Annotated in this window: 26 protein-coding genes; all 26 read right to left on the bottom strand. The window is 70.7% G+C overall.

What is annotated here, in order from left to right:
- Positions 1-136 precede the first annotated feature (136 nt).
- On the bottom strand, positions 137-1,579 hold the full coding sequence (locus ACFXDJ_RS20910; protein WP_384849880.1) for a GuaB1 family IMP dehydrogenase-related protein: 1,443 nt from the start codon (positions 1,577-1,579) through the stop codon (positions 137-139).
- A gap of 157 nt (positions 1,580-1,736) precedes the next feature.
- Positions 1,737-2,972 carry an XdhC family protein gene (locus tag ACFXDJ_RS20905; RefSeq protein ID WP_384849877.1) on the bottom strand — a complete coding sequence of 412 codons (1,236 nt, stop codon included), beginning with the start codon at positions 2,970-2,972 and terminating at the stop codon, positions 1,737-1,739.
- On the bottom strand, positions 2,972-4,282 hold the full coding sequence (locus ACFXDJ_RS20900; protein ID WP_384661564.1) for an IS701 family transposase: 1,311 nt from the start codon (positions 4,280-4,282) through the stop codon (positions 2,972-2,974). Before ACFXDJ_RS20900 ends, ACFXDJ_RS20905 begins: the two co-directional genes overlap by 1 nt.
- Positions 4,283-4,354: 72 nt before the next feature.
- On the bottom strand, positions 4,355-4,999 hold the full coding sequence (locus ACFXDJ_RS20895) for a TMEM175 family protein (protein ID WP_384661561.1): 645 nt from the start codon (positions 4,997-4,999) through the stop codon (positions 4,355-4,357).
- 94 nt (positions 5,000-5,093) lie between these two features.
- Entirely contained in the window at positions 5,094-5,435 is a 342-nt protein-coding gene (locus ACFXDJ_RS20890) for a nuclear transport factor 2 family protein (protein WP_384661558.1), read from the bottom strand.
- A 15-nt stretch (positions 5,436-5,450) separates the two neighbouring features.
- Entirely contained in the window at positions 5,451-7,016 is a 1,566-nt protein-coding gene (locus tag ACFXDJ_RS20885) for an ATP-binding protein (RefSeq protein WP_384661555.1), read from the bottom strand.
- Positions 7,013-8,269, bottom strand: coding sequence for an MFS transporter (locus tag ACFXDJ_RS20880; protein WP_384661552.1), 1,257 nt, complete (start codon positions 8,267-8,269; stop codon positions 7,013-7,015). Before ACFXDJ_RS20880 ends, ACFXDJ_RS20885 begins: the two co-directional genes overlap by 4 nt.
- Before the next feature lie 95 nt (positions 8,270-8,364).
- Positions 8,365-9,198, bottom strand: coding sequence for an FAD binding domain-containing protein (locus ACFXDJ_RS20875; RefSeq protein WP_384661549.1), 834 nt, complete (start codon positions 9,196-9,198; stop codon positions 8,365-8,367).
- Positions 9,195-11,600 carry a xanthine dehydrogenase family protein molybdopterin-binding subunit gene (locus tag ACFXDJ_RS20870; protein WP_384661546.1) on the bottom strand — a complete coding sequence of 802 codons (2,406 nt, stop codon included), beginning with the start codon at positions 11,598-11,600 and terminating at the stop codon, positions 9,195-9,197. Before ACFXDJ_RS20870 ends, ACFXDJ_RS20875 begins: the two co-directional genes overlap by 4 nt.
- A gap of 5 nt (positions 11,601-11,605) precedes the next feature.
- Positions 11,606-12,100 carry a (2Fe-2S)-binding protein gene (locus tag ACFXDJ_RS20865; protein WP_384661543.1) on the bottom strand — a complete coding sequence of 165 codons (495 nt, stop codon included), beginning with the start codon at positions 12,098-12,100 and terminating at the stop codon, positions 11,606-11,608.
- Entirely contained in the window at positions 12,085-12,699 is a 615-nt protein-coding gene (locus ACFXDJ_RS20860; protein WP_384849874.1) for an NADPH-dependent F420 reductase, read from the bottom strand. The genes ACFXDJ_RS20865 and ACFXDJ_RS20860 overlap by 16 nt, the downstream gene beginning before the upstream one ends.
- A gap of 40 nt (positions 12,700-12,739) precedes the next feature.
- Entirely contained in the window at positions 12,740-14,224 is a 1,485-nt protein-coding gene (locus ACFXDJ_RS20855; RefSeq protein WP_384657807.1) for an aldehyde dehydrogenase family protein, read from the bottom strand.
- Positions 14,225-14,273: 49 nt separating this feature from the next.
- Positions 14,274-15,014 (bottom strand): type 1 glutamine amidotransferase domain-containing protein, encoded by a 741-nt coding sequence (locus ACFXDJ_RS20850; protein WP_384657805.1) that lies wholly within the window; start codon positions 15,012-15,014, stop codon positions 14,274-14,276.
- 70 nt (positions 15,015-15,084) lie between these two features.
- Positions 15,085-15,825, bottom strand: coding sequence for a MinD/ParA family protein (locus ACFXDJ_RS20845; RefSeq protein WP_384657802.1), 741 nt, complete (start codon positions 15,823-15,825; stop codon positions 15,085-15,087).
- Entirely contained in the window at positions 15,825-17,075 is a 1,251-nt protein-coding gene (locus ACFXDJ_RS20840) for a PP2C family protein-serine/threonine phosphatase (RefSeq protein WP_384657799.1), read from the bottom strand. Before ACFXDJ_RS20840 ends, ACFXDJ_RS20845 begins: the two co-directional genes overlap by 1 nt.
- Entirely contained in the window at positions 17,057-17,536 is a 480-nt protein-coding gene (locus ACFXDJ_RS20835; protein WP_384657797.1) for an ATP-binding protein, read from the bottom strand. The genes ACFXDJ_RS20840 and ACFXDJ_RS20835 overlap by 19 nt, the downstream gene beginning before the upstream one ends.
- 15 nt (positions 17,537-17,551) lie before the next feature.
- The gene (locus ACFXDJ_RS20830) at positions 17,552-17,863 is read right to left on the bottom strand and encodes an STAS domain-containing protein (protein WP_330295371.1); all 312 of its coding nucleotides are present in this window, start codon (positions 17,861-17,863) and stop codon (positions 17,552-17,554) included.
- 51 nt (positions 17,864-17,914) lie between these two features.
- Entirely contained in the window at positions 17,915-20,050 is a 2,136-nt protein-coding gene (gene glgX, locus ACFXDJ_RS20825; RefSeq protein ID WP_384657793.1) for a glycogen debranching protein GlgX, read from the bottom strand.
- A complete protein-coding gene (locus ACFXDJ_RS20820; RefSeq protein ID WP_384657791.1) occupies positions 20,047-20,397 on the bottom strand; it encodes an STAS domain-containing protein in 351 nt (116 codons plus the stop codon). The genes glgX and ACFXDJ_RS20820 overlap by 4 nt, the downstream gene beginning before the upstream one ends.
- Positions 20,398-20,433: 36 nt before the next feature.
- Complete coding sequence (locus ACFXDJ_RS20815) at positions 20,434-22,254, bottom strand: AGE family epimerase/isomerase (protein ID WP_384657788.1); 1,821 nt, start codon at positions 22,252-22,254, stop codon at positions 20,434-20,436.
- A 1-nt stretch (position 22,255) separates the two neighbouring features.
- Positions 22,256-22,690, bottom strand: coding sequence for a VOC family protein (locus ACFXDJ_RS20810; RefSeq protein WP_384657786.1), 435 nt, complete (start codon positions 22,688-22,690; stop codon positions 22,256-22,258).
- Complete coding sequence (locus ACFXDJ_RS20805) at positions 22,690-23,304, bottom strand: DJ-1/PfpI family protein (RefSeq protein ID WP_384657783.1); 615 nt, start codon at positions 23,302-23,304, stop codon at positions 22,690-22,692. Before ACFXDJ_RS20805 ends, ACFXDJ_RS20810 begins: the two co-directional genes overlap by 1 nt.
- Entirely contained in the window at positions 23,297-24,913 is a 1,617-nt protein-coding gene (locus tag ACFXDJ_RS20800) for a GMC family oxidoreductase (RefSeq protein WP_384657780.1), read from the bottom strand. The genes ACFXDJ_RS20805 and ACFXDJ_RS20800 overlap by 8 nt, the downstream gene beginning before the upstream one ends.
- A gap of 11 nt (positions 24,914-24,924) precedes the next feature.
- Positions 24,925-25,296, bottom strand: a complete 372-nt coding sequence (locus ACFXDJ_RS20795; RefSeq protein ID WP_384657777.1) for a nuclear transport factor 2 family protein — start codon at positions 25,294-25,296, stop codon at positions 24,925-24,927.
- 13 nt (positions 25,297-25,309) lie between these two features.
- Positions 25,310-25,765, bottom strand: coding sequence for a nuclear transport factor 2 family protein (locus ACFXDJ_RS20790; RefSeq protein WP_384657775.1), 456 nt, complete (start codon positions 25,763-25,765; stop codon positions 25,310-25,312).
- A 51-nt stretch (positions 25,766-25,816) separates the two neighbouring features.
- A complete protein-coding gene (locus ACFXDJ_RS20785) occupies positions 25,817-26,248 on the bottom strand; it encodes a nuclear transport factor 2 family protein (protein WP_384657773.1) in 432 nt (143 codons plus the stop codon).
- Positions 26,249-26,256 lie beyond the last annotated feature (8 nt).

The raw sequence follows: 26,256 nt of genomic DNA, 5'->3' as shown, positions 1-26,256 counted from the left end.
GGGGGGGGGGGCTGTTTTTTTTTCACCCGGCGCGGCGCGGGGGGGGGGGGGGGGGGGCGCGCCCCCCCCCGCGGCGGGCCCCCCCCCCGCGGGGGGGGGGGGGGGGGGGGGCCACGGGAAGAGCGGCTACTGGCTACTAGCTCCAGCTGGCGTGCAGCGGCTTGCCCTCGGCGTAGCCCGCCGCGGACTGGATGCCGACGACGGCCTTCTCCTCGAACTCCGCGAGGGAGGCGGCACCGGCGTAGGTGCAGGAGGAACGGACGCCCGCGATGATCGAGTCGATCAGGTCCTCGACGCCCGGACGGGCCGGGTCCAGGAACATCCGGGAGGTGGAGATGCCCTCCTCGAAGAGGCCCTTGCGCGCACGGTCGTACGCGGACTCCTCCGAGGTGCGGTTCTGCACGGCGCGCGCGGAGGCCATGCCGAAGGACTCCTTGTACAGGCGGCCGTCGGCCGACTGCTGGAGGTCGCCCGGGGACTCGTACGTACCGGCGAACCAGGAGCCGATCATGACGTTCGACGCACCGGCGGCCAGCGCCATCGCCACGTCGCGCGGGTGGCGGACGCCGCCGTCGGCCCACACGTGCTTGCCGTACTTCTTGGCCTCGGCCGCGCACTCCAGCACCGCGGAGAACTGCGGGCGGCCCACGCCGGTCATCATGCGGGTGGTGCACATGGCGCCGGGGCCCACACCGACCTTGATGATGTCGGCGCCGGCGTCGATCAGGTCCTTGACGCCCTCGGCGGCGACGATGTTGCCGGCGACGATCGGGACCTGCGGGTCGAGGGCGCGGACGGCCTTGATCGCGCTGATCATCGATTCCTGGTGGCCGTGCGCGGTGTCGATGACGAGCGTGTCCACGCCCGCGTCGAGCAGCTGCTTGGCCTTGGAGACGAAGTCGCCGTTGATGCCCACGGCGGCGGCGATGCGCAGCTTGCCGTTCGCGTCGGTGGCGGGGGTGTACAGGGTCGCGCGCAGCGCGGCCTTGCGGGTGAGGATGCCGACGAGCTTGCCGTCCTTGTCGACGGCGGGGGCCAGCTTGCGGTGGCCGGCGTCGAGCTTGTTGAACGCCTCGCGGGGGTCGATGTCGGCGTCGAGGAGCAGGAGCTCCTTCGACATGACCTCGGAGAGCTGCGTGAAGCGGTCCACGCCGGTCAGGTCGTGGTCGGTGACCACGCCGACCGGGCGGCCGTCGGCGTCGACGACGACACCGGCGCCGTGGGCCCGCTTGGGGAGCAGGGACAGCGCGTCGGCGACGGTCTGGGTGGGCGCCAGCGTGATCGGGGTGTCGAGCACGAGGTGGCGCGTCTTCACCCAGGAGATGACGTCGGTGACGATCTCGATCGGGATGTCCTGCGGGATGACGACGATGCCGCCGCGGCGGGCGACCGTCTCGGCCATCCGGCGGCCGGCGATGGCGGTCATGTTGGCCACGACCAGCGGAATGGTGGTGCCGGTGCCGTCGGGCGCCGAGAGGTCGACGCCCTGGCGGGAACCGACCGCGGAGCGGCTCGGCACCATGAATACATCGTCGTACGTCAGGTCGTACGGCGGCTTCAGGTCATTGAGGAAACGCACGTGCTGAACATCCCAGTCGATCGGAGGTAACCCCGACAGGGCAGCCGAGGAACGCACGTACTTCATTCTCCCACGACCTGGCGTTCACACCGCCCGGGGCGATCGTCCAGGACATTTTGATCCGGATGGTCGTTTCCTACGGGACTTCGGACCTGTCCTACGGAACTTCGGACCTGCCGCGGACGGCGGCGGCCGTCTGGACACGGGGCGGCGGGGCCGGTGGGGCCGGTGGGGCCGGTGGGGCCGGTGGGGCCGGTGGGGTCATCGGCCGGTGGACCGGGCCCCGGCGCCGCGTGAGCGGGAGAATCGTTCCTTCCCTCCCGTACCGCACCGCCGTGAACTCGGCGGCGATGGCCAGGGCCGTCTCCTCGGGGGTCCCCCCGCCGAGGTCCAGACCGATCGGTGACCGGAGCCTGGCCAGCGCGGCCGCCGGCAGACCCTCCGCGCGCAGCCGCGCGGTCCGCTCGGCGTGGGTGCGCCGCGATCCCATCGCCCCCACGTATCCCACGGGCAGCCGCAGCGCGAGCGTCAGCAGCGGGATGTCGAACTTGGCGTCGTGCGTCAGGACGCACACCGCCGTACGGGCATCCAGCCGGCCCGCCTCCCACTCCGCCGCGAGGTGCCGGTGCGGCCAGTCCACGACCACCTCGTCGGCTTCGGGGAACCGGGCGGCCGTGACGAAGACCGGCCGGGCGTCGCACACCGTGACCCGGTGGCCCAGGAAGGCCCCGATCCGGGTGAGGGCGGCGGCGAAGTCGATGGCCCCGTAGACGAGCAGCCGGGGCGGTTCGGCGGCCGACTCGACCAGCAGGGTCAGCGGCTGCCCGCACAGCCCGCCCGCCGTGCCCAGCTCGGCGGTGCCGGTGCGCCCGGCCGCGAGCAGGGCCCCCACCCGCGCGGCGGCGGCCTCGTTCAGCTCGGCGCCCCCGCCCAGGCAGCCCTCGTAGGAGCCGTCGGCGTGCACGGCCAGCGCCCGGCCCAGCTGCCCGGGCGGGCCGCAGACCACCCGGCCCAGCGCGCTGCGGGTCCCGCAGCCGGCGGCGTCGAGCACCGCACCGATGACGGGCCGCACGGGGTCGTCCCGGCGGACCGGGGTGATCAGGACGTCGAGGATCCCCCCGCAGGTCAGCCCGACCGCGAAGGCGTCGTCGTCGCTGTATCCGAAGCGGTGCACGCCGCCTTCGCCGGAGGCCATGGCCTCCAGGCACATCTCGTGGACGGCGGACTCCACGCAGCCCCCGGAGAGGGACCCCAGCGCGGTGCCCTCGGCGTCCACGGCCAGTGAGGCGCCCGGTCCGCGCGGCGCGCTGCCGCTGACGGCGACCACCGTGGCCACCGCGAAGTCCCGGCCGGAGGCGTACCACGCGCGTAGCTCCGCGGCGATGTCGAGCATCAGCGGATGTATTCGCGGCGCGGGCTCTGCCCGGGGATGACCGGTCTCGGCGGGAACACCGGGGGCGGGGCCGCGTGGGCGGCGGCGCGCGCGGTGCCGGCGGCACGGGCCGGGCCGGGGTACGGCTCAGGTTTCGGCGGGAAGGTGCCCCGTCCGCGCTGGCCCAGCAGCATCGCGGCGTGGGCGACGCTGGCGAGGGTGGCGTGGTGGTGCCAGCCCCGGAAGGAGCGGCCTTCGAAGTCCCGGATGCCGGCGGGTTCGCACACCTCGGCGAAGTCCAGCGCGACCCGGTCGGTGAGCTTGGCGAGCAGGAACAGCTGCGCGAGCGGCCGGTCCCCGATGTTGGTGATCCAGAACTCCGAGGGCAGCAGGGCCGCTTCGGTCCACGCTCCGACCAGCAGCAGCGGGGTGGGCGGCACGCTGAGGAGCCGGTCCTCGCCGGGGGTGGCGAAGATGGCGGCCGAGGTCAGCAGGGTCACCGCCCCCTCGGCACGGCCGTGCCGGGTCCATTCGACGACGCGGCGCTGGGAGCGCAGGGAGTCGATGAGTTCGCGGGCGGGCGCGGTGTGCGGCCCGGGTTTGTGCCGGCCGGCCCCGCCGAAGGAGACGGGCAGGGTGCCGTCCACTTTGAATACGAACGGGATGTCCTGGAGCGCGAAGGATTCGACGCACTGCGGGAGTTCGGTGTTGGAGACCTCCATCACCACGGGCCTGCGCTGGAGTTGCCAGGTGGCGGCCATCCGCTGGACCGCGTGTACCGCGTCCTGGGCGGGGGTGAGCGAGCGGGCGGTATCGGGGATGCCGGCCCTGCGGCGGCGCAGGAGTTCGGCCGTCCAGGGCCCGGGGAGGGTGAGGGTCCATTCGACGGGGAATCCGGCTTCGCTGGATGCGAGCCAGATCCCGCTGGCCTGCTGGCAGTTGGCGGTGCGGCCGAGCTGGGGGACGAACTGGCGGCCGACGCCGACCGAGCGGTCGCCGGCCTTCTCGATGACCATCGGCCGGACCACCCAGGCCAGCGGGCGCTGGGCGGTGCGTTCGAGGTGCTGGGCCAGGGAACGGCGGACGGGGGTCCAGTCCCAGGGGGATTTGCTGATGAACTGCTGGAGGCTCTGCTCGACGGAACTGGCCCCCGTTCCGGCGATGTTACGGATTGTTTTCTTTCCGCTGGTCCGCACGAGGCCGTTCAGATATACGCGGGCCCAGTTTCGCTGGTCCCGCCGGGGTAATGATTCGAAGAAGAGCGAGATCAGTACGTCGATCAATTCGGAGATTTCCCTGGTGGATTCCTCCGGCAGGACTACGCGAGCCATCTGGGCCTCCCCCGCGACCAGCTAGATCCAATACCCTACTTGACCGTGGAGAACGGCCGTAGGCCCCTGCGGCTACTTCCTGAGGTCGCTGGCAGTTTCGAGCCGCTCTTCCTCTACCACGAGGGGGATGGGGATCTGGTTCGCCGCATAATAGAGCGCGATCAGGAAGTGTGCGACGAGAGTGAGCGGAGCGGAGAAGAAGGACAGGACGACGGTCAAGGGGTATGCGATCGCGCCGAGTCCGAATCTCAACCGGGTCGCGCGGGCGCCTTCTTTGTCCACCGCTTCGTGGAAAAGGTGCCCGACCTGGGTGACGTACCACCAGAAAGCGAGGAAGGCGAGGGCGTAGACCACGGTCCAGACGCTGTAGAGAACCGCGGCCACGTTGGCCGAATCCCCGTCCATGAGGTGTTCGGCGAGGATGTTGGTGGTGTACGGAATCACCGATACCACCATGAGCACCAGGAGATTCAGGAACAACAGGGGCCGGTCGACGCGCTTCAGGTGGCTGAAGATGGTGTGGTGGTTGACCCACATGACGCCGATGATCAGGAAGCTCACGACGTACGCCGCATAGTGCGGCCACTGTTCCAGGAGCCCGTGCCAGAGCTCGCTGCCCCGACCCTCCGGAACCTTCAATTCCAGCACCAGAATCGTGACCACGATGGCGAATACGCCGTCGCTGAATGCCTCGACCCTGTTTGTTTCCTGTTCCATGACCTCCCCTTCGGCCGCACCGCGCACACGGTCTCACGCGCACGGGGAGGACTCTGCCCCGCCCTCCCCGCACACGCTACCCAGATATCGGGCGTCAGCCGCCGAATCCCGCCGTCTGCCGCCAGATCCGGCCATCGCGGACCACGAGCGTCCCGAACGCGTGCTCCGGTTCACCGTTCAGGTTCATGATCGCCCGGTAGAAGATCGTGTCCTCGGTCTCGATGTATTCCTGCAGTTCCACGAGGGTGGGCTTCACCGTCAGGTAGCCGGTGAAGGTCTCGCGCACCGCTTCGATGCCGACCGAGACGCCCTCGAAGCGCAACAGCACGGCGTCCTCGGTGTAGTTCTTCATCACCGCCTCGATGTCCAGCGCGGCCAGCGCCTCCATCTGACGGACGAACACCGGGTGCAGTGTGGCGATGTCGTACTTGGTCATGTCGACTCCATTCGTTCAACTGGGGCGGGAACTGCCGCTGTCCGAACTGGCACTGTCTGAACTGCCGTCGCTGGACGGGTCGGTGGGTGCGGCGCAGCCCGGGTCGGTGCCGGAGAGCGGCAGCCGGACGGTCATCCGGGTCTCCCCCGGACGCGAGTGGGCCGTGATCGAACCGTGGTGGCGCTGGGTCACGATGCGGTAGCTGAGGTGCAGCCCGAGACCCGTGCCCTTCCCCACGTCCTTGGTGGTGTAGAAGGGTTCGAAGATCCTCGGCAGGGATTCCGCCGGGATTCCCGAGCCCGTGTCGGCGATCTCCACGACCATGCAGACGCCCTCGATCCGGGCACGCAGGGTGAGCGTGCCGGCTCCGTCCATGGCCGCCGAGGCGTTGTCGACCAGGTTGGTCCACACCTGGTTCAACTCGCTGGGATAGCCCGTCAGTTCGGGTAGATCCGGTTCGTACGCACGCACGATGGTGATCCCGGCGAGCTTGGCACGCAGTACGACCAGCGTGTTCTCCAGTCCGTCGGTCACCGCGAAGCGCTGTTCGGGGGCCCGGTCGAGATTGGCGTAATCCCGGGTGGCCGACACGAGCTGGGAGATCCGCGGACCGGCCGCCCGCAGCTCGGCGGCGAGCGAGCGGATCTCCAGGAGGGCCGCGAGATGGTCCAGGGCGGCGGGCAGGGCCGGCTCGCCGACCCCCTCCAGCCGCTCCAGCAGCCAGCCCAGCTCCAGCCCGAGGTCGGAGACCCCCGAGCCGAGCAGTCCGGGACGCTCGGCGCCCGCCTCCTCGGCCCAGTCGGCGATCTCCTCCTCGGCGTCCGCCTGGGCGAACGGATCGCTGACCACCGGCGGCGCCACCTTGTCCAGCTCGTCGGCCAGCCGGTCGAATACGGAGCGCTCCGTGCCGGTGGCGGCCGATCCCCAGGCCTGGGCGGTCCGGGTCAGCTGCTCCAGGGCGGGCGCCAGTTCCTGCGCGGCGCGGGCGACGGCGGCGGCGGGGTTGTTCAGCTCGTGCGCGAGGCCCGCGGCCAGGGTGCCCAGCGCCTCGACGGTGGCCCGTTTGCGGGCCTGGACCTCCGAGGACTTGATCCGCCAGGCCAGCACGGGGATCAGTACGGCGGCCACCCCGTGGCAGCGGGTCAGCATCTCGAAGAAGACGGGCTTGGGGTACGCCACCACGGTGGTGGCCGGTCCGCTCGCGGCCGCCGTGGCCACGTACGCCCCGTCCGTGAGCAGCGGCAGTTCGCCGGTGAAGCGGTGCGCCGCCGCGGGTTTGCCGTCGTGGTCGTCGGCGGCGGCGCTCTCCTCCTCGGTGGAGTGCCGGGTCAGGACCTCCTCCCGGCCGTCGACCACCTTGGTCACCACGAGCCCGCCGGAGAGCAGGACGTGGAAGCCGGTCGCCTCCTCGCCGTCCCGGAAGAGGATCTCCCCGTCGGCGAGCACCCGCGGTTCGGAGACCGAGACCAGCCAGTCCAGCTGCTCCCCGGTGAGCCCCGCGAAGATCTCCAGCCCGTGCAGGGCCGCCCGTAGTGCGGTGGTGTCCCGTGCGGTGGTGTCCCGTGCGGTGGCGTCGTTCATACCGTGCTCCCCTCCGACCGGGTGCGGGCGGCCAGCCGCAGGGTGGCGAACAGGGCCAGCGCGCACACCGCGGCGACGGCCGCCATGAAGCCGACCGAAGTCCGGTGCAGGCCGTGGATGTTGGTGAACAGCCCGGCGAGGACCGCCGGCACGCTCATCGCGAGGTACGCGAAGACGTAGACGGCGGCGGTCAGTTCGCCGCGGTGGGCCGGTTCGGCGAGGGCGCTGAGTGCCCGGAAGGAACCGAGGAAGGCGGCGCCCCAGCCGGCCCCGAGGACGGCGGTGGCCACGAGGAACACGGGGGCCGAGCCGAGTCCGAGGCCGAGCAGGACCAGGGCCAGACCGCTCAGCAGGCCGAGCAGTCCGATGACGGCGGTGCGCAGGGCCTCCGTGCGGCCGAGGAGCAGCTGGGCGGCGGTGGCGGCGCCCGCGAGGAGGGCCACGGTGGCTCCGCCGGCCAGGTAGTTGGTGGACCGGAGCAGGGAGAGGGCCAGGTGCGGGCCGAGCGAGAGGTAGAACCCGCCGACCGACCAGACGGCCACGATGGTCAGGATGAGCACGGCGAAGCGGCCGCGCGCGGCGGCGGGGATCCGGATCCGGTGCGGCGCGACCCGCAGGCGGCCCCGCTCCCGGCCGGCGCCGGCTCCACCCGGCCCGACCCGGGCCGCCGGGGCGCTCTCCCGCATCCGCACGACGCCGACCAGGGTGACGGCGAAGGCCCCGACGAGCAGCAGGTAGGTCAGTACGGTCGGCGCGGGCGCGTACTGGACCAGGAGCCCGGCGCCGATCCCGCCGAGGCCGATGCCGATGGTGGGGCCGGCGCTGTTGACCTGGGCGCCGAGCGCGGGCCGGGAGCGCGGGGCGAGTTCCAGCAGGGCGGCGCCCATGGCTCCGGTGGCGAGGCCCACCGCGAGCCCCTGTACGGCGCGGGCCGCGAGCAGCAGTCCGAGCCCCCGGGCGCCGGCGAACAGGCCCATGGAGACGATGGCGAGGACCAGCCCGGCGCCGAGCACGGGCCGCCGGCCGAGGGTGTCGGACAGCGACCCGAACAGCAGGAGCCCGGCGAGCACGGTGACGGCGTAGACGGCGAAGACCACCGTGATCACGCCGGAGGACAGGCCCCATTTCTGCTGGTAGAGCACGTAGAGGGCGGACGGGACGGAGGAGGAGAGCATCAGCAGGACGAGGACCGCGCCCACCACCCAGAAACCCGAGCCTCTGGGCGCACTGGCCGCGTCGGCGGCTGGGTGCAAGGTGACCCCCGTGGCGGTCGCGGTCGGCGCGGTCGGTTCGGACCGTGTGGTCGATGGGCGCGGTTCCACTGCTTCAACTCCCCCGTGGTGGACGGTCAGGCGGGTGCCTGGGCCGCCCTCGCGAGCGCGCGGGCGGTGAGCACCCCCGCCAGATGGCCGAGGTACTCGGCCGAGGTGCCGCGTCCCGGGACGAACAGCTCCCGGGGCTCGGCGCGGAAGGCCGCGAGCACGGCCTCCGTCGTGTACGGGCCTCCGCGCAGCCGGTCTTCGACCCCGCGCAGCCGCACCGGGCGGGCGGTGGCTCCGGCGACCGCGATGCGCGGCCCGTCGGGGGTGATCCGTACGGCGGTGGCGCACACCGGGTAGCGGGTCGCCCGGTCCGCGGTCTTCGTGAAGGCGCCGGCCCGTCCGGCGGCGGGCACCAGCAGGGCGGTGACGAGGGTGCCCGCCGGGACCCCGGAGGCGGCGAGTTCCTCGGCGGTGACGGTGAACGGCCCGCCGGGTCCGGCTAGTTCGACGGTGGCCCCGGCGGCGATGGCGGCGACCGGCAGGTCGGTGGCGCGTCCACCGGCGGCGAGGTTCCCGCCGGCGGTGCCGAGGTTGCGGACCTGGGGGTCGCCGTTGGCGCGGGCCGCGGCGGCGAGCTCGGGGGCCTCGGCCAGCAGCAGCGGGTGGGCGGCGAGTTCCGCGAGGGGGGTGAGCGCCCCGATCCGGATCCCGGCGGTCCCGTCGGCGGTCTGCCCGATGCCCCGGAGTTCCTCCAGGCGGCGTACGTCCACGAGCAGGGCCGCGCGTTCCTCCCCGGCGCGCAGGCCGGGCAGCAGGCTCTGTCCGCCGGCCAGCACCCGGGCTCCGGGGCGGCCGGCGAGCAGGGTCAGGGCCTCGTCCAGGCCGGCGGGCCGGACGTAGTCGAACTCGGTGAGGATCACTGGGCTTCCCCTCTCATGCGGCGCCAGACCTTCTCGGGGGTGAGCGGCATGTCGATGTGCTGGACGCCCAGGTCGGAGAGGGCGTCGACGACGGCGTTGACGACCGCGGCGGCGGGCGGGACGGTGGCGATCTCGCCCGCACCCTTGGCCCCCAGCGGGTTGTGCGGGGAGGGGGTGACCGTCTTCCCGAGGGAGAAGAAGGGCGCGTCGATGGCGCGCGGCAGGGCGTAGTGGCCCAGGTCGCGGCTGATCAGGAGCCCGTTCCCGTCGTACTCGGCGGCCTCCATCAGGGCCTGGCCGAGGCCGTGCACGATGCTGCCCTCGATCTGGCCGAGAACCACCTTCGGGTTGCCGATGTTGCCGGCGTCGTCGACGGCGGTGTAGGCCACCACCTCGGTTTCGCCGGTCAGTTCGTCGATCTCGACCACGGCGACGTGCGTCCCGAAGGGGTAGTTGAAGTCCGGCGGGTCGAAGTGGGTGGTCTCGTCGAGGGCCGGTTCGATCTCGGGGGGCAGTCCCCAGCCGTACCACATGGCCATCGCCAGTTCGGCGAAGGTTTTGGCGTTCTCCTCGTTGCCCTCTTCGTGGACCTTGCCGCCCTCGTAGACGACCTTGTCCTCGGGGACGCCGAGGAACACGGCTCCGGCCTTGATCAGCTTGGCCTTGATCTTCCGGGCGGTGAGGGCGATTGCGGGCGCGGCCATGCTGTAGGAGCGCGAGCCGTAAGTGCCCTGGCCGTACGGGGCCTTGAGCGTGTCCCCCTCGTACACCTGGACCTGCGCGGGGTCGATGCCGAGCTCGTCGGCGGCGACCTGCGCGAAGACGGTGCCGTGGCTCTGTCCGGTGGAGGCGGAGCCCACGGTGACGGTGACCTCGCCGGTCGGGTGGACGCGGATGTTGGCGCTCTCCCACGTACCGCCCAGCATGCCCTCCTTGGACATGCGGGTGGAGGGGCCGACCCCGCAGATCGCGACGTACGAGGCGATGCCGACGCCGAGCCGTTTGCCGCGGGCGCGGGCCTCGGTCTTGCGGGCGGACATGTCCGCGTAGCCGGAAAGCTCCATCGCCCGGTCGAAGTTGAGCTGGTAGTCCCCGGAGTCGTAGGTCCAGCCGAGGCCGTTGTCGTACGGGAACTTCTCCTTCGGCACCAGGTTCTTGCGGCGCACGGCCGCCGGGTCCATGCCGATCTCGGAGGCGTACCGGTCGACGAGCCGTTCCATCAGGAACGCGGCCTCGGCGCGGCCGCTGCCGCGCTGGGCGCCGAGCGAGACGGTGTTGGTGAAGGCGGCGTAGACCTCGCAGAAGGCGGCGTCGATCTCGTACATGCCGCTGATGGACCGGCCCATCAGGGCGGTGGCGACGCCGGGGCCGATCGTGGAGGGGTACGCGCCGAGGTTGGCGTAGCTGGTGGCCCGTACGGCGGTGATCCGGCCGTCGCGGGTGCCGGCCAGGGTGACGTGCTGTCGGTGGTCGCGGCCCTGGACGGTGGAGTTCATCAGCCCGGTGCGGGTGTCCACCCATTTCACCGGCCGGCCCAGCGCCTTGGAGAGGAGCAGCACCAGCGGCATGTCGGGGTACAGGTACCCCTTGGTGCCGAAGCTGCCGCCCACGGTCGGGGCGACCACGCGGAGCTTGTTGAAGGGGATGCCGAGGACCAGCGCGGAGAGCAGGAAGCGGTGGTTGTGCGGCCCCTGGGTGGAGGCGTAGAGCGTGTATTCGCCGGTGGCGGCGTTGTAGTCGCCGACCGCACCGCGCGGCTCTATGGGGCTGTTGATGGTGCGCTGGTTGACCAGGTCCAGTTCCACGGTGACCTCGGCCGCGGCGATGGCCGCGTCGGTGCGGTCCTTGTCCCCGCAGGTCCAGTACGCGTTGAGGTTGCCGGGGACGGCCTCGTGCAGCTGGGGCGCGCCTTCGGCGAGGGCCTCGTCGGCCCGGGTGACCACGGGCAGCGGCTCGTACTCGACGGAGATCGCGGCCAGCGCGGCGGTGGCCTGGCGCGGGGTCTCGGCGACGACCACGGCGATGGGGTCGCCGACGTGGCGCACGGTGTCACCCGTCAGCACCGGGCGGGCGCCGGGAAGTCCGTAGGGGTGGGGCGGGAAGTGGCTCTCGACCCCGCCGGGTATCCAGATGCACGGCAGCGGCATCACGTCGGTGAAGTCGGCGGCGGTGGCCACCTTGAGCACGCCGGGCAGCTGCTCGGCGGCCTTGGTCTCGATGGAGAGGATCTTCGCGTGGGCCACCGGGCTGCCGAGGATCGCCATGTGGGCGGTGCCGGGCAGGTTGATGTCGGCCACGTACACGGCTTCCCCGCGCAGGAGCTGCGGGTCCTCGCGGCTGTCCAGCGGCTGCCCGAGCACTCCGCTGCCCTGGAGGGGTGCTTCCCCCGTCACTGTGGTCATGGTTCTCACACCTCCTGTCCGGCGGCGCGGGCGGCGGAGCAGGCGCGCTGCACTCCCCGTACGACGCTGTGGTAGCCGGTGCAGCGGCACAGGTTGCCGGTGAGCCATTCGCGGATCTCGGGCTCGGTGGGTCCTTCGAGGTCGGCGGCGGTGTTGTCGACGAGTTCACCGAGGGCCATGACCATGCCGGGGGTGCAGAAGCCGCACTGGGTGCCGTGCTCCTGGCGCAGGGCCTCCTGGAGGCCGTCCAGTTCACCGCCCGGGGTGGTGACGCCCTCGATGGTGGTCACCGCGGAGCCGGCGGCCGACGCGGTGAGGATCAGGCAGCTCTTGACGGACCGGCCGTCGAGCCGGACCACGCAGGAGCCGCACTGGCCGGTGTCGCAGCCGACCTTGGTGCCGGTCAGCCCCAGGCCGTCGCGGAGCCGTTCGACGAGCAGTTCGTTCGGCTCGGCCGAGAACTGCTCGGGTCTTCCGTTCACGTTCAGTGTGAGGTCCATGCCAGCGCCTGCGCTTCCGTGAGCGGCCGGTTGAAGAGGGGCCCGCCGGGCTGCTGGAGAATTCCTCCGGAGTGCAGCGGGCCGGTGTCGACGGGGGCGAATCCGAGATCCGTGATGATTCCCGCGACGATTTCCTTCGCTTTTCCGTCGTCGCCCGCCGTGAAATGGGCCAGACGCGGGCCCTGCGAGGTGCCGGCGACGGCGAGTGTCTCGAAATGCATGGTGTTCAGGGATTTCACGATCCGTACGCCGGGATACCAGTCGGCGACGAGCTCGCTGGAGCCCCGCCCGCCCAGATCGCGGGGCGCGCCGGGTCCGCTGAACGCGTTGGTGGCGTCGACCAGCACGGTGTCGCGTACGGCGTCCTGGGGCAGCAGCCCCTGGACGCTGTCGAACGGCACCATCAGCACCAGGACTTCGGCCGATGCCGCGGCCTCGGCGGGGTGCGCCGCCGAGGCCGCGGGGCCCAGTTCGGCCACCAGCGGTGCGAGGCTCCGCGGCCCCCGGGCGTTGGCGAGCACGACCTCGTGGTGCGCCGCCACCAGGATCCTGGCCAGGGTCGAGCCGATCCGCCCGGTACCGATGATGCCGATCCGCATGAGGGCTCCTCAGGTAGGTTCCGGGACGGTGCGCCCCAGGTCAGTCCATGCCGATCCAGACCGACTTGGTCTGGGTGTAGCTCTCCAGGGATTCGGGGCCGCACTCGCGCCCGTACCCGGAGGCCTTGTAGCCGCCGTAGGGCACGGAGGGGTCGTACTGGTTGTAGCAATTGACCCAGACCGTCCCGGCCTTGATCTGCGAGGCGACGCGGTGGGCGCGGCGCAGGTCCTTGGTGTGGACCCCGGCGGCGAGTCCGTACGCGCTGTCGTTCGCGATGCGTACGGCGTCCGCCTCGGTGTCGAAGGGGATGATCGACAGGACCGGGCCGAAGATCTCCTCCTGGGCGATCCGCATGCCGTTGTCCACGCCCGTGAACACGGTCGGCAGGAAGTACAGGCCTTCGACCGAGGCCCCTTCGGGGGTCCAGCCGGTGCCGCCCGTGCGCAGGACGGCGCCTTCCTTCTCGCCGATCTCGATGTACGAGCTGACCTTGTCGAACTGGCCCCGGTGGGCGAGCGGTCCGAAGAGGGTCGCCGGGTCGCGCGGGTCGCCCGGCTTGAGGGCGGCGGCCCGGGTGACGAGCCGCTCGACCATCTCGTCGTGGATGGGGCGCTGGAGCAGCAGCCGGGAGCCGGCGGTGCAGATCTCGCCCTTGTTGTAGTAGATGCCGAAGAAGGCCAGTTCCTCGGCGGCGTCGAGGTCGGCATCGGCGAAGATGATGTTGGCGGACTTGCCGCCGAGCTCCATCGTCACCTTCTTCAGGGTGCCGGCCGACTTCCGGATGATCGACTGGCCGACCGCGGTGGAGCCGGTGAAGGCGATCTTGTCGATGCCCGGGTGGTCGGTGAGGGTCTCGCCCAGTTCCACGCCCGGACCGGTGATGACGTTGAGTACCCCGTCCGGGATCTCCGCCTCCTGGAACAGCTCGGCGATCTTCAGGGCGGTCAGCGGGGTGGCGGGCGAGGGCTTGTGGACGACCGTGTTCCCGGCCGCGAGGGCCGGGGCGATCTTCGTCATGGACAGCAGCAGCGGGAAGTTGAACGGGGTGATGGCGCACACCACGCCCACCGGCTCGCGCAGGGTGTAGGCGAGCTGCCCGCCGGCCGGGGCCCGGGAGGAGCCGTCCACCCGGGTCACGGCGCCGGCGTAGTAGTGCATGAGCTGCGCGGCCATGGGGGCGTCGACCGTGGAGGAGAAGGCGAACGGCTTGCCCATGTCCACCGTCTCCAGCATGGCGATCTCCTCCAGATCGCGCTCGATGAGCTCACCGACCCGGTTCAGCCGCAGCGCGCGCTCCTGTGCGGAGAGTCTGCTCCAGGGACCTTCCTCGAACGCCCGGCGGGCAGCGGCCACGGCCGCGTCCGCGTCGGCGGCGGCCGCCTGGGCCACCGGTACGATCTCCCGGCCGTCCACGGGGCTGATGTCCGCTTCGGTACGGCCGTCCTGGGCCGAGACCCACTTGCCGCCGATGAACAGTTTCCCGGGGTTGGCCAAGGGCTGGTCGCTGATCGCGCGCTCGGTCATGACTGAGGGCTGCCTTCCGGTGTCGGTGTACGGGGGCAGGGCGGTCCGGCTAGCCCTGCGGGAGCTGGGTCAGGAAGGTTTCGGCGAGAGCCCGGGAGGAGTAGGGGTTCTGGCCGGTGGTGAGCCTGCGGTCCACGACCACGTGCGAGTCCCAGATCGCCTCGGCCTTCTCGTAGCGGGCGCCGAGCCGGGTGAGTTCGGCCTCCAGGATCAGCGGGAGGCGCCCCGCCATGTTGGTGACCAGCTCCTCGCTGTGCGAGAAGGCCGTCATCCGGTAGCCCTCGAAGGGCCAGCGGCCCTCGCCGTCGCGCAGCGCGAGCAGTGCGGTGTGGCCGTGGCAGACGGTGGCGAGCGGCTTGTCCTGGGCGATGGCCCAGCGCAGGATCTGGGCGAGCTCGTCGGACTTGGGCAGGTCGCCGATGGCCCCGTGACCGCCGCTGATGTAGATGCCGTCGTAGTCCGCGATGTCCTTCTCGCCCAGGGTCTCCAGGGCGATCGGGCTTCTCAGCTGCGGGGTGTCCTCGATGACCCGTACGTACTCGGCCGCGTTGGCGGCGTCCTCGTCCGGCGAGCCCTCCGGGCGGACCCAGCGCAGGAACTGGGGGTCGATGCTGGTCTGGTCGACCGTCGGAGCGCGGCCCGCGATCGTGGCCACGTCCACGGTGTGCCCGGCGGCCTTGAAGAGGGAAAAGGGCACGGCGAATTCCTCGGCCCAGAATCCCGAGGGGTGCTGTTCCCCGTCCAGCAGATGAAGCGTGGCCTTGGCCGTCATGACGACGAGAATCTTCATGACTCTCTCCTTGGTCTGGATTCGCTGCCGATTCAACACGCCCCCCGGCTAGGGGCGTAAGGGGGTGACGTCAGGCCCGCGATACTTCGTCACGTGCGTCCAACGCCGAGATGATGGTGCGGAATTCACCGACCAGGGGGTGGTCGGGATGGGCTTCTGCGAATATGCGTTCGCCGTACAGCGCGGCCATTTCCGGCACATAGGGCAGGATTCCGGCCAGGGGGGTGCAGTAGACGTCCTCGGCACGCCGCCGGGCCGCCTCCCGGTCGATGCCCTCGGGGGCCATGCTCATCACCAGGGTCCGGCGGCAGGCGAGCCGGCCGGTCAGGGCGATGGTCTCCTCGACCCCGAGGAGGTCGATCCGGTCGGCCCGCGCCATGATCATCAGTACGTCGGCGCTCGCCATGGCGGTGACCGACTCGTTGTTGAGCCCGGCGTGGGTGTCCAGGAGCAGGACGTCGAGGGCGTGGTGTCCGGCCAGCCGGTCGAAGCCCTCGGGAAGCAGCCCGACGTCGTAGCCGGTGGTCATGAGCTCGCGCAGCGCGGCCGTCCCGGTCCGGGCCGGTACGACGTACAGCCCGGGCAAAACCTCCTGGGCGGCGGCCTCGATCTCGCACCGCCCGAGCAGGTAGTCGGCCAGCGAGGGGCCGGGGCCGAGCCGGAAGAGCAGGTCCAGGGTGGGCGACTGGATGTCGGTGTCGATCACCCCCACCCGGCGCCCCTCCCCCGCGATGAGCAGGGCCAGGTTCGCCAGCACCGAGGACTTCCCGGTACCGCCGCGGTACGAGTGCACCACGATGATCCGGGTCATCAGGCCACCGCCGGCCGGTGCCCGTGCGGCCCCCGCGCCGCACGTGGCCGGTGCAGGGCCAGCATGGTGACGTCGTCGTGCTGTTCGGCTGTTCCGGTGTGTTCGCGTACGGCCGTGTCCATCCGGTCGACCACCTCCCTGCCGCTCACCGGGGGGCCGGAGAGCAGCTCCAGCATCCGCTCGTCGCCGAGGAAGCTGCCGTTGGGGCAGCGCGCCTCGGGCACTCCGTCGGTGAACACGAAGAGGGTGTCGCCGGGGTTCAACTGGGCGTAGCCGAGCGTGTACACGCAGTCGGGGAGCACCCCGACGGCGGGTCCGGTGACCTCCAGGGCGAGCGGTTCCCCGCCGTCGGCGGCCAGCAGCAGCGGCGGGTTGTGACCGCCGTTGATGTAGACCAGGGACCCGGTGAGCGGGTCGAGCACTCCGAAGAAGAGCGTGGCGAAGTAGCCCTGCCGCAGGTGGTTGCGGGTGAGGTAGCCGTTGGTGGCGGTGACCGCGTTGAGCAGCGGGGTGGCGCCGACGACCGGGATGCGCCGGCTGTTGCCGGTGCGGCCCGCGGCCACCAGGTGCTGGAGCCCGCTGTTCTCGGCGGTGTGCCGCAGCAGGGAGCGGATGAGTGCCATGAAGAGCGCGGCGCCGACCCCCTTGTCGCAGACGTCGGCGACGACGAAGGCGAGCCGGCGGCCGCGGGAGAGCTCGAAGACGTCGTAGAAGTCCCCGGCGACCTGCCGGGCGGGCCGGAACCGTACGTCGATCTCCCAGCCGTCGGGGACGGGCAGCGATTCGGGCAGGAAGCCGGCCTGGATCTCCCGGCCGATCTCCAACTCCTTCTCGTAGCCCATGAGTTCGGCGCGGGCGTCGGCCTCGCGCAGGGTGCGGCCGAGTCCGGCGCGCTCCGAGCAGCTGTGCAGCCGGGCCCCGACGAGGGAGGGCAGGAAGGGCGGTACGAGGTAGTCGTGGCCGAGCCGGACGTGTTCCTCCAGGGCGGCGAACCCCGTCACGGTCCAGACGACCACGATGGGGGCGCCGGCCCAGCGGCGCAGTCTGCGCACGGCCGTTCGCACCGACTCCCCGTCCGCCTCGGCGGGGACGAGCAGCACATCGGCTTCGGGCAGTTCCTCCAGTGGCCCGGCCAGCAGTTCGGGCAGGTTGCGCGGGACGAGCTCCGCCCCCATGTCCCCGAGCGCGTCGAGCAGTTCGATGGGCGGTGGCGGGTACTCGTCGAGGATGATCACGGTCGTGGAGGGCATGGGTCCGTCCCCTCAGCCATCACTGTCAGCGTGCTGATGTTGCGGCCGTCCCTGCGTACGTAGTCGAACTCGTCCACGCTGGTCAGTGCCAGGTGGATGCCGAGCCCGCCGATCCGGCGCCGCTCCGGGGCGGTCCCCGGATCGGGCGGCAGTCGCCCCTGGGCGGGGTCGAAGGCCGGCGCGGAGTCCTCTATGGAGATCTGCACCCGGCCCGGCCCGGAGCGGCCGCGGACGGTGATCCGCCCGTCGCCGCCCCGGTATCCGTGCATCACGACGTTCGTGGCCAGCTCGTCCACGGCCAGCCGGATCCGGTACGCGGAGCCCTTGTCCAGGCCCGCTCCCGCCGCCAGCCGCAGGACGAACGAGGCGATGGCGCCCAGTGCCGCCAGCGAGGCCGGCACTTCCAGCTCCGCGGGCGTCCGCGCCGCCCTGACCACGTCGTCCACCGGACCCGAGGTCATCGGTCCCGGTCGGTCTCAGTCATCGGAGAGCACGATGCTGCGGTCGAGCCCGGCCGTCCGGATGGTCCGGGAGACGGGCTCGATGGCGCCGACCACCTTGATGGTGACGTGGTCCGCCACCTTCTGCTGGGCGAAGACCAGGGAGCGCAGTCCGGCGCTGGCCATGTAGCCGACGCCGGCCATCCTGATCTCGACGGTGCTGGTGCCGTGCCCGGCGGCCTTCTCGATGGTCTGGTGGAAGTCCGGCGCGGTCTTGGCGTCCAGTTCGCCCGCCAGCTCGATCACGGTGGTGTCGCCCTCGATGCTCAGGGACACGGAAAGCGGCATGTCAGGTCTCCTTCGGACGTACGGGTTCGCGTGGGCTGGCCGGAGCTCGCTCTAGAGCTCCGCGTCGGGCGTGCGGCCGACCAGGATCACGACCGAGCGCGGACCGATCAGGTACTTGCCGGCGTTCTCCAGTTCGAGTTCGCCGCCGGGGGTGCGGATGTCGTACGGGGCCTGGGCCCCGGTGTCCGCGAAGAGGTGCCAGCTGCGCCCGTGCGGCAGCGCGGGCAGTTCCAGGTCGTGCGGTTCCCAGTGGGAGTTCATGGCCACGTACACCACGTCGTCGTCGCCGGTTCCGCAGCGGGCCACCGCCAGCAGCCGGCTGTCCGGCGACCAGTCGGGCTGCCAGGCCCGCTCCCCGTGCCAGCTGATGTCGGGCAGCCCGAGGCTGTCCCTGAGCTCGCCGGTGGGGTGGGCGGTGGAGCGCAGCTCTCGGTGGTGCTTGCGGAAGGCGATCATCTCCCGGGTGAATCTGAGCAGTTCGGAGTTCTCGTCGACCTGGTCCCAGTCGAACCAGCTCAACTCGTTGTCCTGGCAGTACGTGTTGTTGTTGCCCTGCTGGGTGCGTGCCACCTCGTCGCCGGACAGCAGCATCGGGACGCCCTGGCTGGTGAAGAGGATGGCCAGGGCGTTCTTCATCTGGCGCAGCCGCAGCGCGTTGATCTCGGGGTCGTCGGTCGGCCCTTCCGCGCCGCAGTTCCAGCTGGCGTTGTCGTTGCCGCCGTCGTTGTTGCCCTCGCCGTTGGCCTCGTTGTGCTTGTCGTTGTAGGAGACGAGGTCGGCCAGGCTGAAACCGTCGTGCGCGGTCAGGAAGTTGACCGAGGCCGAGGTTCCGCGGCTGGAGTACAGGTCGGGCGAGCCGGCGATCCTGGTGGCGAGGTCTCCGGTGATCCCGGGGTCGCCCTTGAGGAAGCTGCGTACGGTGTCGCGGTACTTGCCGTTCCACTCCGCCCAGCGGCCGTACGCCGGGAAGTTGCCGACCTCGTAGAGGCCGCCCGCGTCCCAGGCCTCGGCGATGAGCTTGGTGTGCCGCAGGACGGGGTCGTAGGCGAGCAGTTCCAGCAGCGGCGGGTTGGGCAGCGGCGTGCCGTCCAGGTCCCGGCCGAGGATGGCCGCGAGGTCGAAGCGGAAGCCGTCGACGTGGTAGTCGGCGACCCAGTGGCGCAGGCAGTCGAGCACGTAGTTGCGCACGACGGGGTGGTTGCAGTTGACGGTGTTGCCGGTGCCGCTGAAGTTGAAGTAGTACCCCTCGGGCGTGAGCATGTAGTACGTGGCGTTGTCGAGCCCCTTGAAGGAGATGGTGGGGCCCTGCTCGTTGCCCTCGGCCGTGTGGTTGAAGACGACGTCGAGGATGACCTCGATGCCGGCCGCGTGCAGGTCCTTGATCAGGGTGCGGAACTCGTCGCCCTGCATTCCGTAGCGTCCGGTGGCCGCGTAGCCGGCCTTGGGCGCGAAGAAGGAGATGGTGTTGTAGCCCCAGTAGTCGAAGAGCTTCTCGCCCGTCTCCGGGTTGGAGCGCGGGTTGTCGCTCTCGTCGAACTCGAACACCGGCAGCAGCTCGATGCAGTTGATCCCGAGCTCCTTGAGGTACGGGATCTTCTCGCGCAGTCCGGCGAAGGTGCCCGGGGCGGTGACGCGCGAGGAGGGGTGCCGGGTGAACCCGCGCACGTGGGTCTCGTAGACGACGAGGTCCTCGGCGGGGATGCCCAGCGGGGTGTCGTCGCCCCAGTCGAAGTCCTGGAGGCAGACGCGGGAGCGGTACTGGTAGCCGCGGCTGCGGTCCGGTTCCACGCCCCAGACGTCGCGGCCGGCGATCAGCCGGGCGTAGGGGTCGGAGAGGACCTGGCGGGCGTCGAAGCGGTGGCCGGTGACGGGGTCGTAGGGGCCGTCGGCCCGGTACCCGTACTCGATGTTCTCGTGGTCGAGGCCGAAGACGGTCATGGCGAAGACGCTGCCGGTCCGGAATTCCTGGGGGAACTCCAGTTCGGCCGTCGGCTCGGGCTCGCCGCGCTTGTAGATGACCAGGGTCATGGAGGTGGCCTGGTCGGAGAAGACGGAGAAGCTGACCCCGCCGGGGACCACGTTGGCCCCGAAGGGGAAGGGCTTGCCGGCGCGGACGCGGTACCCGCCCACCTCGTGGGTCGGGTACGCGTCGACGCGCAGGGTCTGTTCGGGCGCCGGCTCGGTCATCGCGCGGCCTTCGCTGCGGCCTTGGCGGCGGCCGCCTCGGCCTCTCCGGCGGAGAAGAAGTCGAGGAAGCCGGTGGCCGACATGACGAACCGGACTTCCTCGCTCACCCCGTAGAGGGTGACGGCGACCCCGGCGTGTTGGGCCTCGCGGTAGACGACGAGCAGGGTGCGCAGCCCCGCGCTGGAGACGTAGGTGACGGCCGTCAGGTCGATGCGCAGCGGCCGGCCCTCGCGGACCAGCGGCAGCAGGGTCTGGAGCAGGGATCCGGAGGTCTCGCTGTTGATCTCGCCGGTGGCGACGAGCACGGTACCCGCCTTGTTGCGGCGTTCCTTCACGTTCAGGGTCATTGCTTTCCCCTCTTCAGTGGGGCGCCCCCGTTGGCGCTATTTACCGGTCGGGCGCAGCCGGACCTTGACCTTGACCCGGCCCTGTACGTCGGGCAGGTGGACGGTCAGCTCCTCCGCGTCGAACTCCTCGTACGGCTTCTCGTCGATCTCGACGGACGCGATGCGCACCGAGCCGGCGGGCAGCAGGTCGGGCGAGACGCGCAGCACGCGGTCGGGCAGGTTCGTCGGGTCGGGCTGGAAGTGGAAGTCCATCTCCCGGCCGTTGACGAGCAGGTTGTTGTAGACGGCGGAGAGGTAGCAGAGCTCCGCCGAGTGGTACATGGACATCGAGTGGCTGCCCTTGAGCCGCTCCGTGCCGAGCAGGTACGGGGTACCGCTGGCGAGCACGTTGAAGTAGACGGCTCCCTCGTCGTGGTCGAGGAAGAAGGTGTTGTAGAAGGACTGCGCCTGCCGGGCCTCGCGCAGGAACTCGTCGCCGCCGACGGTGCCGTTCAGGATGAGGTAGGCGAGGATCGCCTGCTCCTGCTGCCACCAGGCCTTGCGGTCGTGCCAGGCGAAACGATACGTCTCCTCGTCCCCGGACTTGACCCGCTCCACCACGTCGTACCAGCCGCCGCGCTGTACGTCGCTACCGACGGCCGGCATGATCTCGCCGATCTTGCGGGCGAGCTGTTCGTAGGCCGGCTTGGCCTTCAGCGAGTTCATCCGCATCAGGTTCCAGGCGATCTTGAGGTTGTGGCCGACGACCGCGCGGTTCTGCTGCCAGCTGTGCGCGGTGTCGTGCGACCAGTCGCGGAAGAAGCGCTCCTGGACGAAGGGGCTGTTCTTGTAGTCCGGGAACTTGTCCGCGATCGTGTCGAAGGTGTACTCCAGGAAGTCGGCGTAGCGCTGCTCGCCGGTCGCCAGGTACAGGTTGATCAGGTACGCGGGCGCGTGGTCGCCGACCGAGTTCCAGTTCTTGCGCTCCGCGTTCTCCCCGAGGGACTCGTGGTCGGCGCTGAAGAGGATCGGGTCGATGTGCGAGTAGTAGCCGCCCTGCTCCGGGTCCTTGAAGAACTTGTCGAACAGCCGGATGGTGGCGTCCGCGTCGTTCTTGATCCGGACGTCACCGGTGACCCGGTAGGTCTGGATCGGCCCGGCCAGCGCGTAGATCTGCTCGTACATCGGGATCGCGTCGTAGTCGTCGGAGAACTCCGAGGTGAACAGCTTGCGTTCGCTGTCCCCGTCGACGCTGATGCCGTGGTACCAGAAGACCACGTCCTCCTCGCTGTCCACGACCCGCATGTGCTTGCGCAGGTACTCGGTGCCGCGCTCGGCGACCTCCAGGTACTCGTCCTTGCCGGTCAGCAGGTAGGCCGAGGCCATGCCGTAGACCAGCCGGGAGATCGTGTCGGTCTCCTGGACATGACTGGCGGTCTTGTCCCCGCCGAGCCGGATCTCGGTGCGGTACTGGGCGAAGTCCACCGGCCCGTCGCCGAACTGCGCCCGCTTGTAGAAGTCGGCCAGGGACTCGATCTGCTTGACCCACCAGCCGGTCTCCTCGAAGCGGTAGTCCTCGGCCCCGCGGCCCAGGAACACCAGGCGCTTGGCCTCGAAGCGGCCGCCGTGCTCGGGGTAGTGGACCCCGTAGACGTAGAGGAACCGGCCCGGCGAGAGCATCTCGTCGATGTGCCCGGAGGCGTCGATGTACGGCTCGTCCAGGTTGCGGACCAGCTCCGCGCTGGGGTCGCCGGCCAGCGATACGTCGAACTCGCGGCCGTCCGAGGTCTTCAGGCGCAGGTTGCGCGACCCGGAGTCGAAGCGGGTGACGTAGCCGGCGATCGTGTCGGAGAAGGAGAAGCTCACGGCATCCGCCATGTCATACACCGTCCTTGTCGTGGGAGCTGTCGTCCTCGAACCCCTGGCTGACCTCGACGATCACCCCGTCGGGATCGCGGACCCACACGGTCCGCCACCCGCAGATGAAATCGTCGAAGTCCAGCGGCCCCAGGGTCACTTCGGCCGCGTCGCCCAGCTGCGCCAGGAACGCGTCCACGCTGTCGGTCTGGAAAGCCAGGTGGCGCATCCGCCCCGGGGCCTGCGGCCCGTCCTCGTGCGCCGGGCGGGCCGGGTCGGTGCCGGCCGCGAAGAGCTCCAGGTACACCTCGCCCTGGCGCAGGAAGATGATCCGCGACTCCCCCAGGTCGACCACCCGGGCCCGGGAGAAGCCGAAGTACCGGGTGTAGAACTCCTCGGTGGTCTTCTGGTCGGCGCAGTTCAGGCCCACGTGCGACCACACCATCGGGCCCGGCATCAGCCGGCCCCCCGCGCACCCCGCCCGGCCGCGATCAGCTCGATGATCCGGCGGGCGAACAGGTGGTGGTGGGCGCCGGTGCGGCCGGTGACCAGGTCGCCGTCGACCACCACGTCCTCGTCCACGTACTCGGCGCCCATGTTGCGGACGTCGCCGATGAGGTTGTTGTGGCAGACGACCTTGCGGCCGCGCACCTTGCCCGGGATCGAGGCGGCCAGCCACATGCCGTGGCAGATGATCCCCTTGAGGACCGTCGGCTCCTCGAAGGCCCGGCGCAGCAGCTCCGTCGCCGGGGCCAGTACGTCCACGTCCTCGGTGTAGCGCAGCCGGTCGGCCACCATGCCCGAGGGCACGATGATCGCCGCGTACCGGCGCAGGTCCTCGTCGCTCAGCCCCTCCAGGGACTTCTCGGCGGTGAACGGCGCCCGGTACTCGTGTCCGGAGAAGGTGATGGAGTCGTTGCCCCACAGCCGGGTCAGGAAGTCGACCTCGGCGCCCTCCTCGGCGAACCGGTGCTGGTAGTAGAAGATCTCCGGCTCGTAGAAGTCGCTCTCGACCAGGACCGCTATCCGGGTCCCGGAGAGCGCGCCCTCGCGCAGTACGGCGTCAGGCACCGGATGCCCCCCTGTCCAGGCCGCGGAGGAAGTCCGCGGCGCGTTCGGCGATCATGGCGATGGCGGTGTGGCAGTTGCCCGACGGGACGGCCGGTATCACGCTCGCGTCCACCACCCGCAGGTTCCGTACGCCGTGCACCCGCAGTTCGGGGTCGACGACCGCGAGGTCGTCGATGCCCATGCGGCAGGAGCCGGCCTGGTGGTGGTAGCTCTCCGACTTCTGCTTCACGAAGGTGCGAAGGTCCTCGTCGGACAGGTAGCCGGGTCCGGGCTGGAGCTCCTGCTTGTACCAGGGCGAGAAGGCGGAGGTCGCGAAGATCTCCCGGGCGAGCTTGACCCCCTGCACCATCCGCTCCAGGTCCCAGCGGTCGCCCAGGTAGTTCGGGTTGATCAGCGGGTGGGCCAGCGGATCGGCGCTCGCCAGCTTGATCCAGCCGCGCGAGACCGGACGTACGACACCCGGCAGGATGGACACCGTGTCGGGGTGGTCCCGCCCGACGATCACGTCGAACGGCACGTGCACGAAGGCGATCTGCAGGTCCGGCGCGGGCAGCCCGGGCCGGGAGGAGAGGAACAGCGCGCTCTCCGACAAGTTCTGTGCGGGGGGCGGGAGTTCCTGGTTGACCTCGGCCATCAGCCCGGTCAGTACGTGGTTGTGGAAGTTCTCGCCGACCCCGGGCAGGGCCGCGACCGTCCGGATCCCGTGCTCGCGCAGCTGCTCGGGCTGCCCGATCCCGGAGAGCAGCAGCAGCTTCGGCGACTCGATCGCCCCGGCGGCCACGATCACCTCACGGCGGGCCCGTACGGTGTGCAGCCCGGGCCCGGCCGGCGTGCTGTGGCCGTCGCGCACGGTCCGCCCCGGGATCTCGGCGGGCGGTAAGAGCTGTACGTACTCGACCCCCGTGCAGGTGTCCCCGTCGAAGAGCAGCCGGGTGCTCTGCGCGCTGGTGCGCAGGGTCAGGTTCGAGCGGTCCAGGGCCGGCTCCAGGTAGGAGGCGAGGACGCCCTGTCGGCGGCCGTCGGCCACGTCGATGTGGTGCCAGCCGGTGCCGAAGAGCCCGCGCCGCGGGCCGTCGGTGTTGAAGTCGGCGATCTCCTCGTGGCCGAGTTCGACGGCCGCGTCGATGAAGGCTCGGGAGACCGGGTTGGGGCCGTGCCGGCCCGCGTGGGTGATCCGCTGCGGGCCGCGGGTGCCGGTGGTGGCGGCGGTGACGTCCTCCTGGCCCTCCAGCAGGGCGAAGTAGGGCAGCACGTCCTCGTACGCCCAGCCCGCCGCGCCCTGGTAGGCCCAGTTGTCGAAGTCCGAGGCGTGGCCCCGGATGTGCATCATGATGTAGAGGTTGCTGCTGCCGCCGGGGGCCTTGCCGCGCGGTTCGTACGTGCGGCGCCCGTCCAGTCCGGGCTGCGGGACGCTGGTGTAGCCCCAGTCGACGGGCCCGCCGAGCAGCTTGTACCAGGAGGACGGATCGTCCACCTCGGGCGGGATGCGTCCCGCGCCGGCCTCCAGGACCAGGACGGTGACGTCCGGGTCCTCGGAGAGACGGCTCGCCAGGACACTGCCCGCGGTGCCGGATCCCACCACGATGTAGTCGTACTCGTCTACGGCCATCACGCGCCCCCTCAGCCCTGGCCGAGCACCTGGAAGGGAACGGTGTCGTGGAAGTTCGCCATGTAGGCGATCTTTCCGTCCACGATCCGGAAGAAGTTCATGACCTCGGCCTCGATGTTCTTCCCCTCGGGGGTGACCGCGGTCAGGTGGGAGACGGCCGCGGCCTTCTCCCCGTCCACGAGGAAGTGCACGGGCTCGTTCCGGAAGACCCGGTACATCGCGCCCATGCCCTTCATCATCGACCGCAGCAGTTCCAGGCCCTCGATGTGGCCGGCCAGCTGCTCGTCCATGACCTGGTCCTCGGCGAAGAGATCGCACCAGCGGTCCCAGTCACCGGAGTTGGCGTACTCGTAGTACTTCTGCAAGATCTGCCGCGCGTCCATGGCACACATCCCCCTATCGGTCCCTGCGGGTTCCGTCCGGCGCGAAGGGCGCCCAGAACTGGCTGAAGGCCGTGGCCGAGTCGCCGAACAGCCCGTCGTGGCCCTCGACGATCCGGCCGTCCCGCCAGCGCATGAAATGGAAGACCTGGTAGTCCATCCGCTCGTACGGGGAGCCGCTCGACTCGTCCGCGCCGCCGCGCAGAGCGAAGTTGCGGCAGACGTCCGCGCTGCAGTCCTCGCCGACGAGGACCGCTTCCAGGTCCATGCGGAAGGTGCCGCCCGTGAGCTTGTGGGTCTGGCCCATCAGTTCCAGGAAGGCGTCCAGGCTCTCGTACCAGCCGGCGAGCGGGTGGTTGCCGGGGACCTGCCAGCGCAGGTCCTCCGCGTAGTACTCCAGGATCCTGGCCCGGTCGCCGGAACCGAGGGCGCGGTACGCCGCCTCGACCCGCTCCCGTGTCACTTCGGTCATCGTCGCTTCTCCTTCGGCTGCGCTGCGTCAGGCGGTCTGGCGGTCTGGCCGTCAGAGGGAGGCGGAACCGGGCATGGGCGCCAGTTCGTTGACGGTGTACTGCTGGATCAGGGGTCCGTCGGGGCCGGCGACCACCGTCCAGGTCTGGTCGGCGTCGAAGCCGAGCCACCGGCTGCGGGCGGCCGGCGGGTCCCAGATCTTGGCCTGCCAGTTGACGAGGACCCGTACGAGGGCCCGGTCGCCCTCGATGACGGGCTCCACCTTCGTGACCGTGTGCACCTCGTCGAAGAAGCGGTGGGTGACCGCCTCGTACCAGCGGCCGAAGCCCTGGTGGCCGAGGAAGGTGTCCTCGGGGACCTTGAACTCCAGGTCCTCGGTGATGAGGGCGAGCACCTGGTCCGGCGGAAGGTGCTGGTCCAGGGCCACGTACCAGTTGTCGGCGAAGGCGCGGATCGCGTCCTCGGTCAGCCGCTCGGCGGGCATGCGGTCTC

The sequence above is a fragment of the Streptomyces sp. NPDC059443 genome (assembly GCF_042750105.1).
Lineage (GTDB): Bacteria > Actinomycetota > Actinomycetes > Streptomycetales > Streptomycetaceae > Streptomyces.
This window is presented reverse-complemented; position numbering and strand designations above follow the sequence as displayed.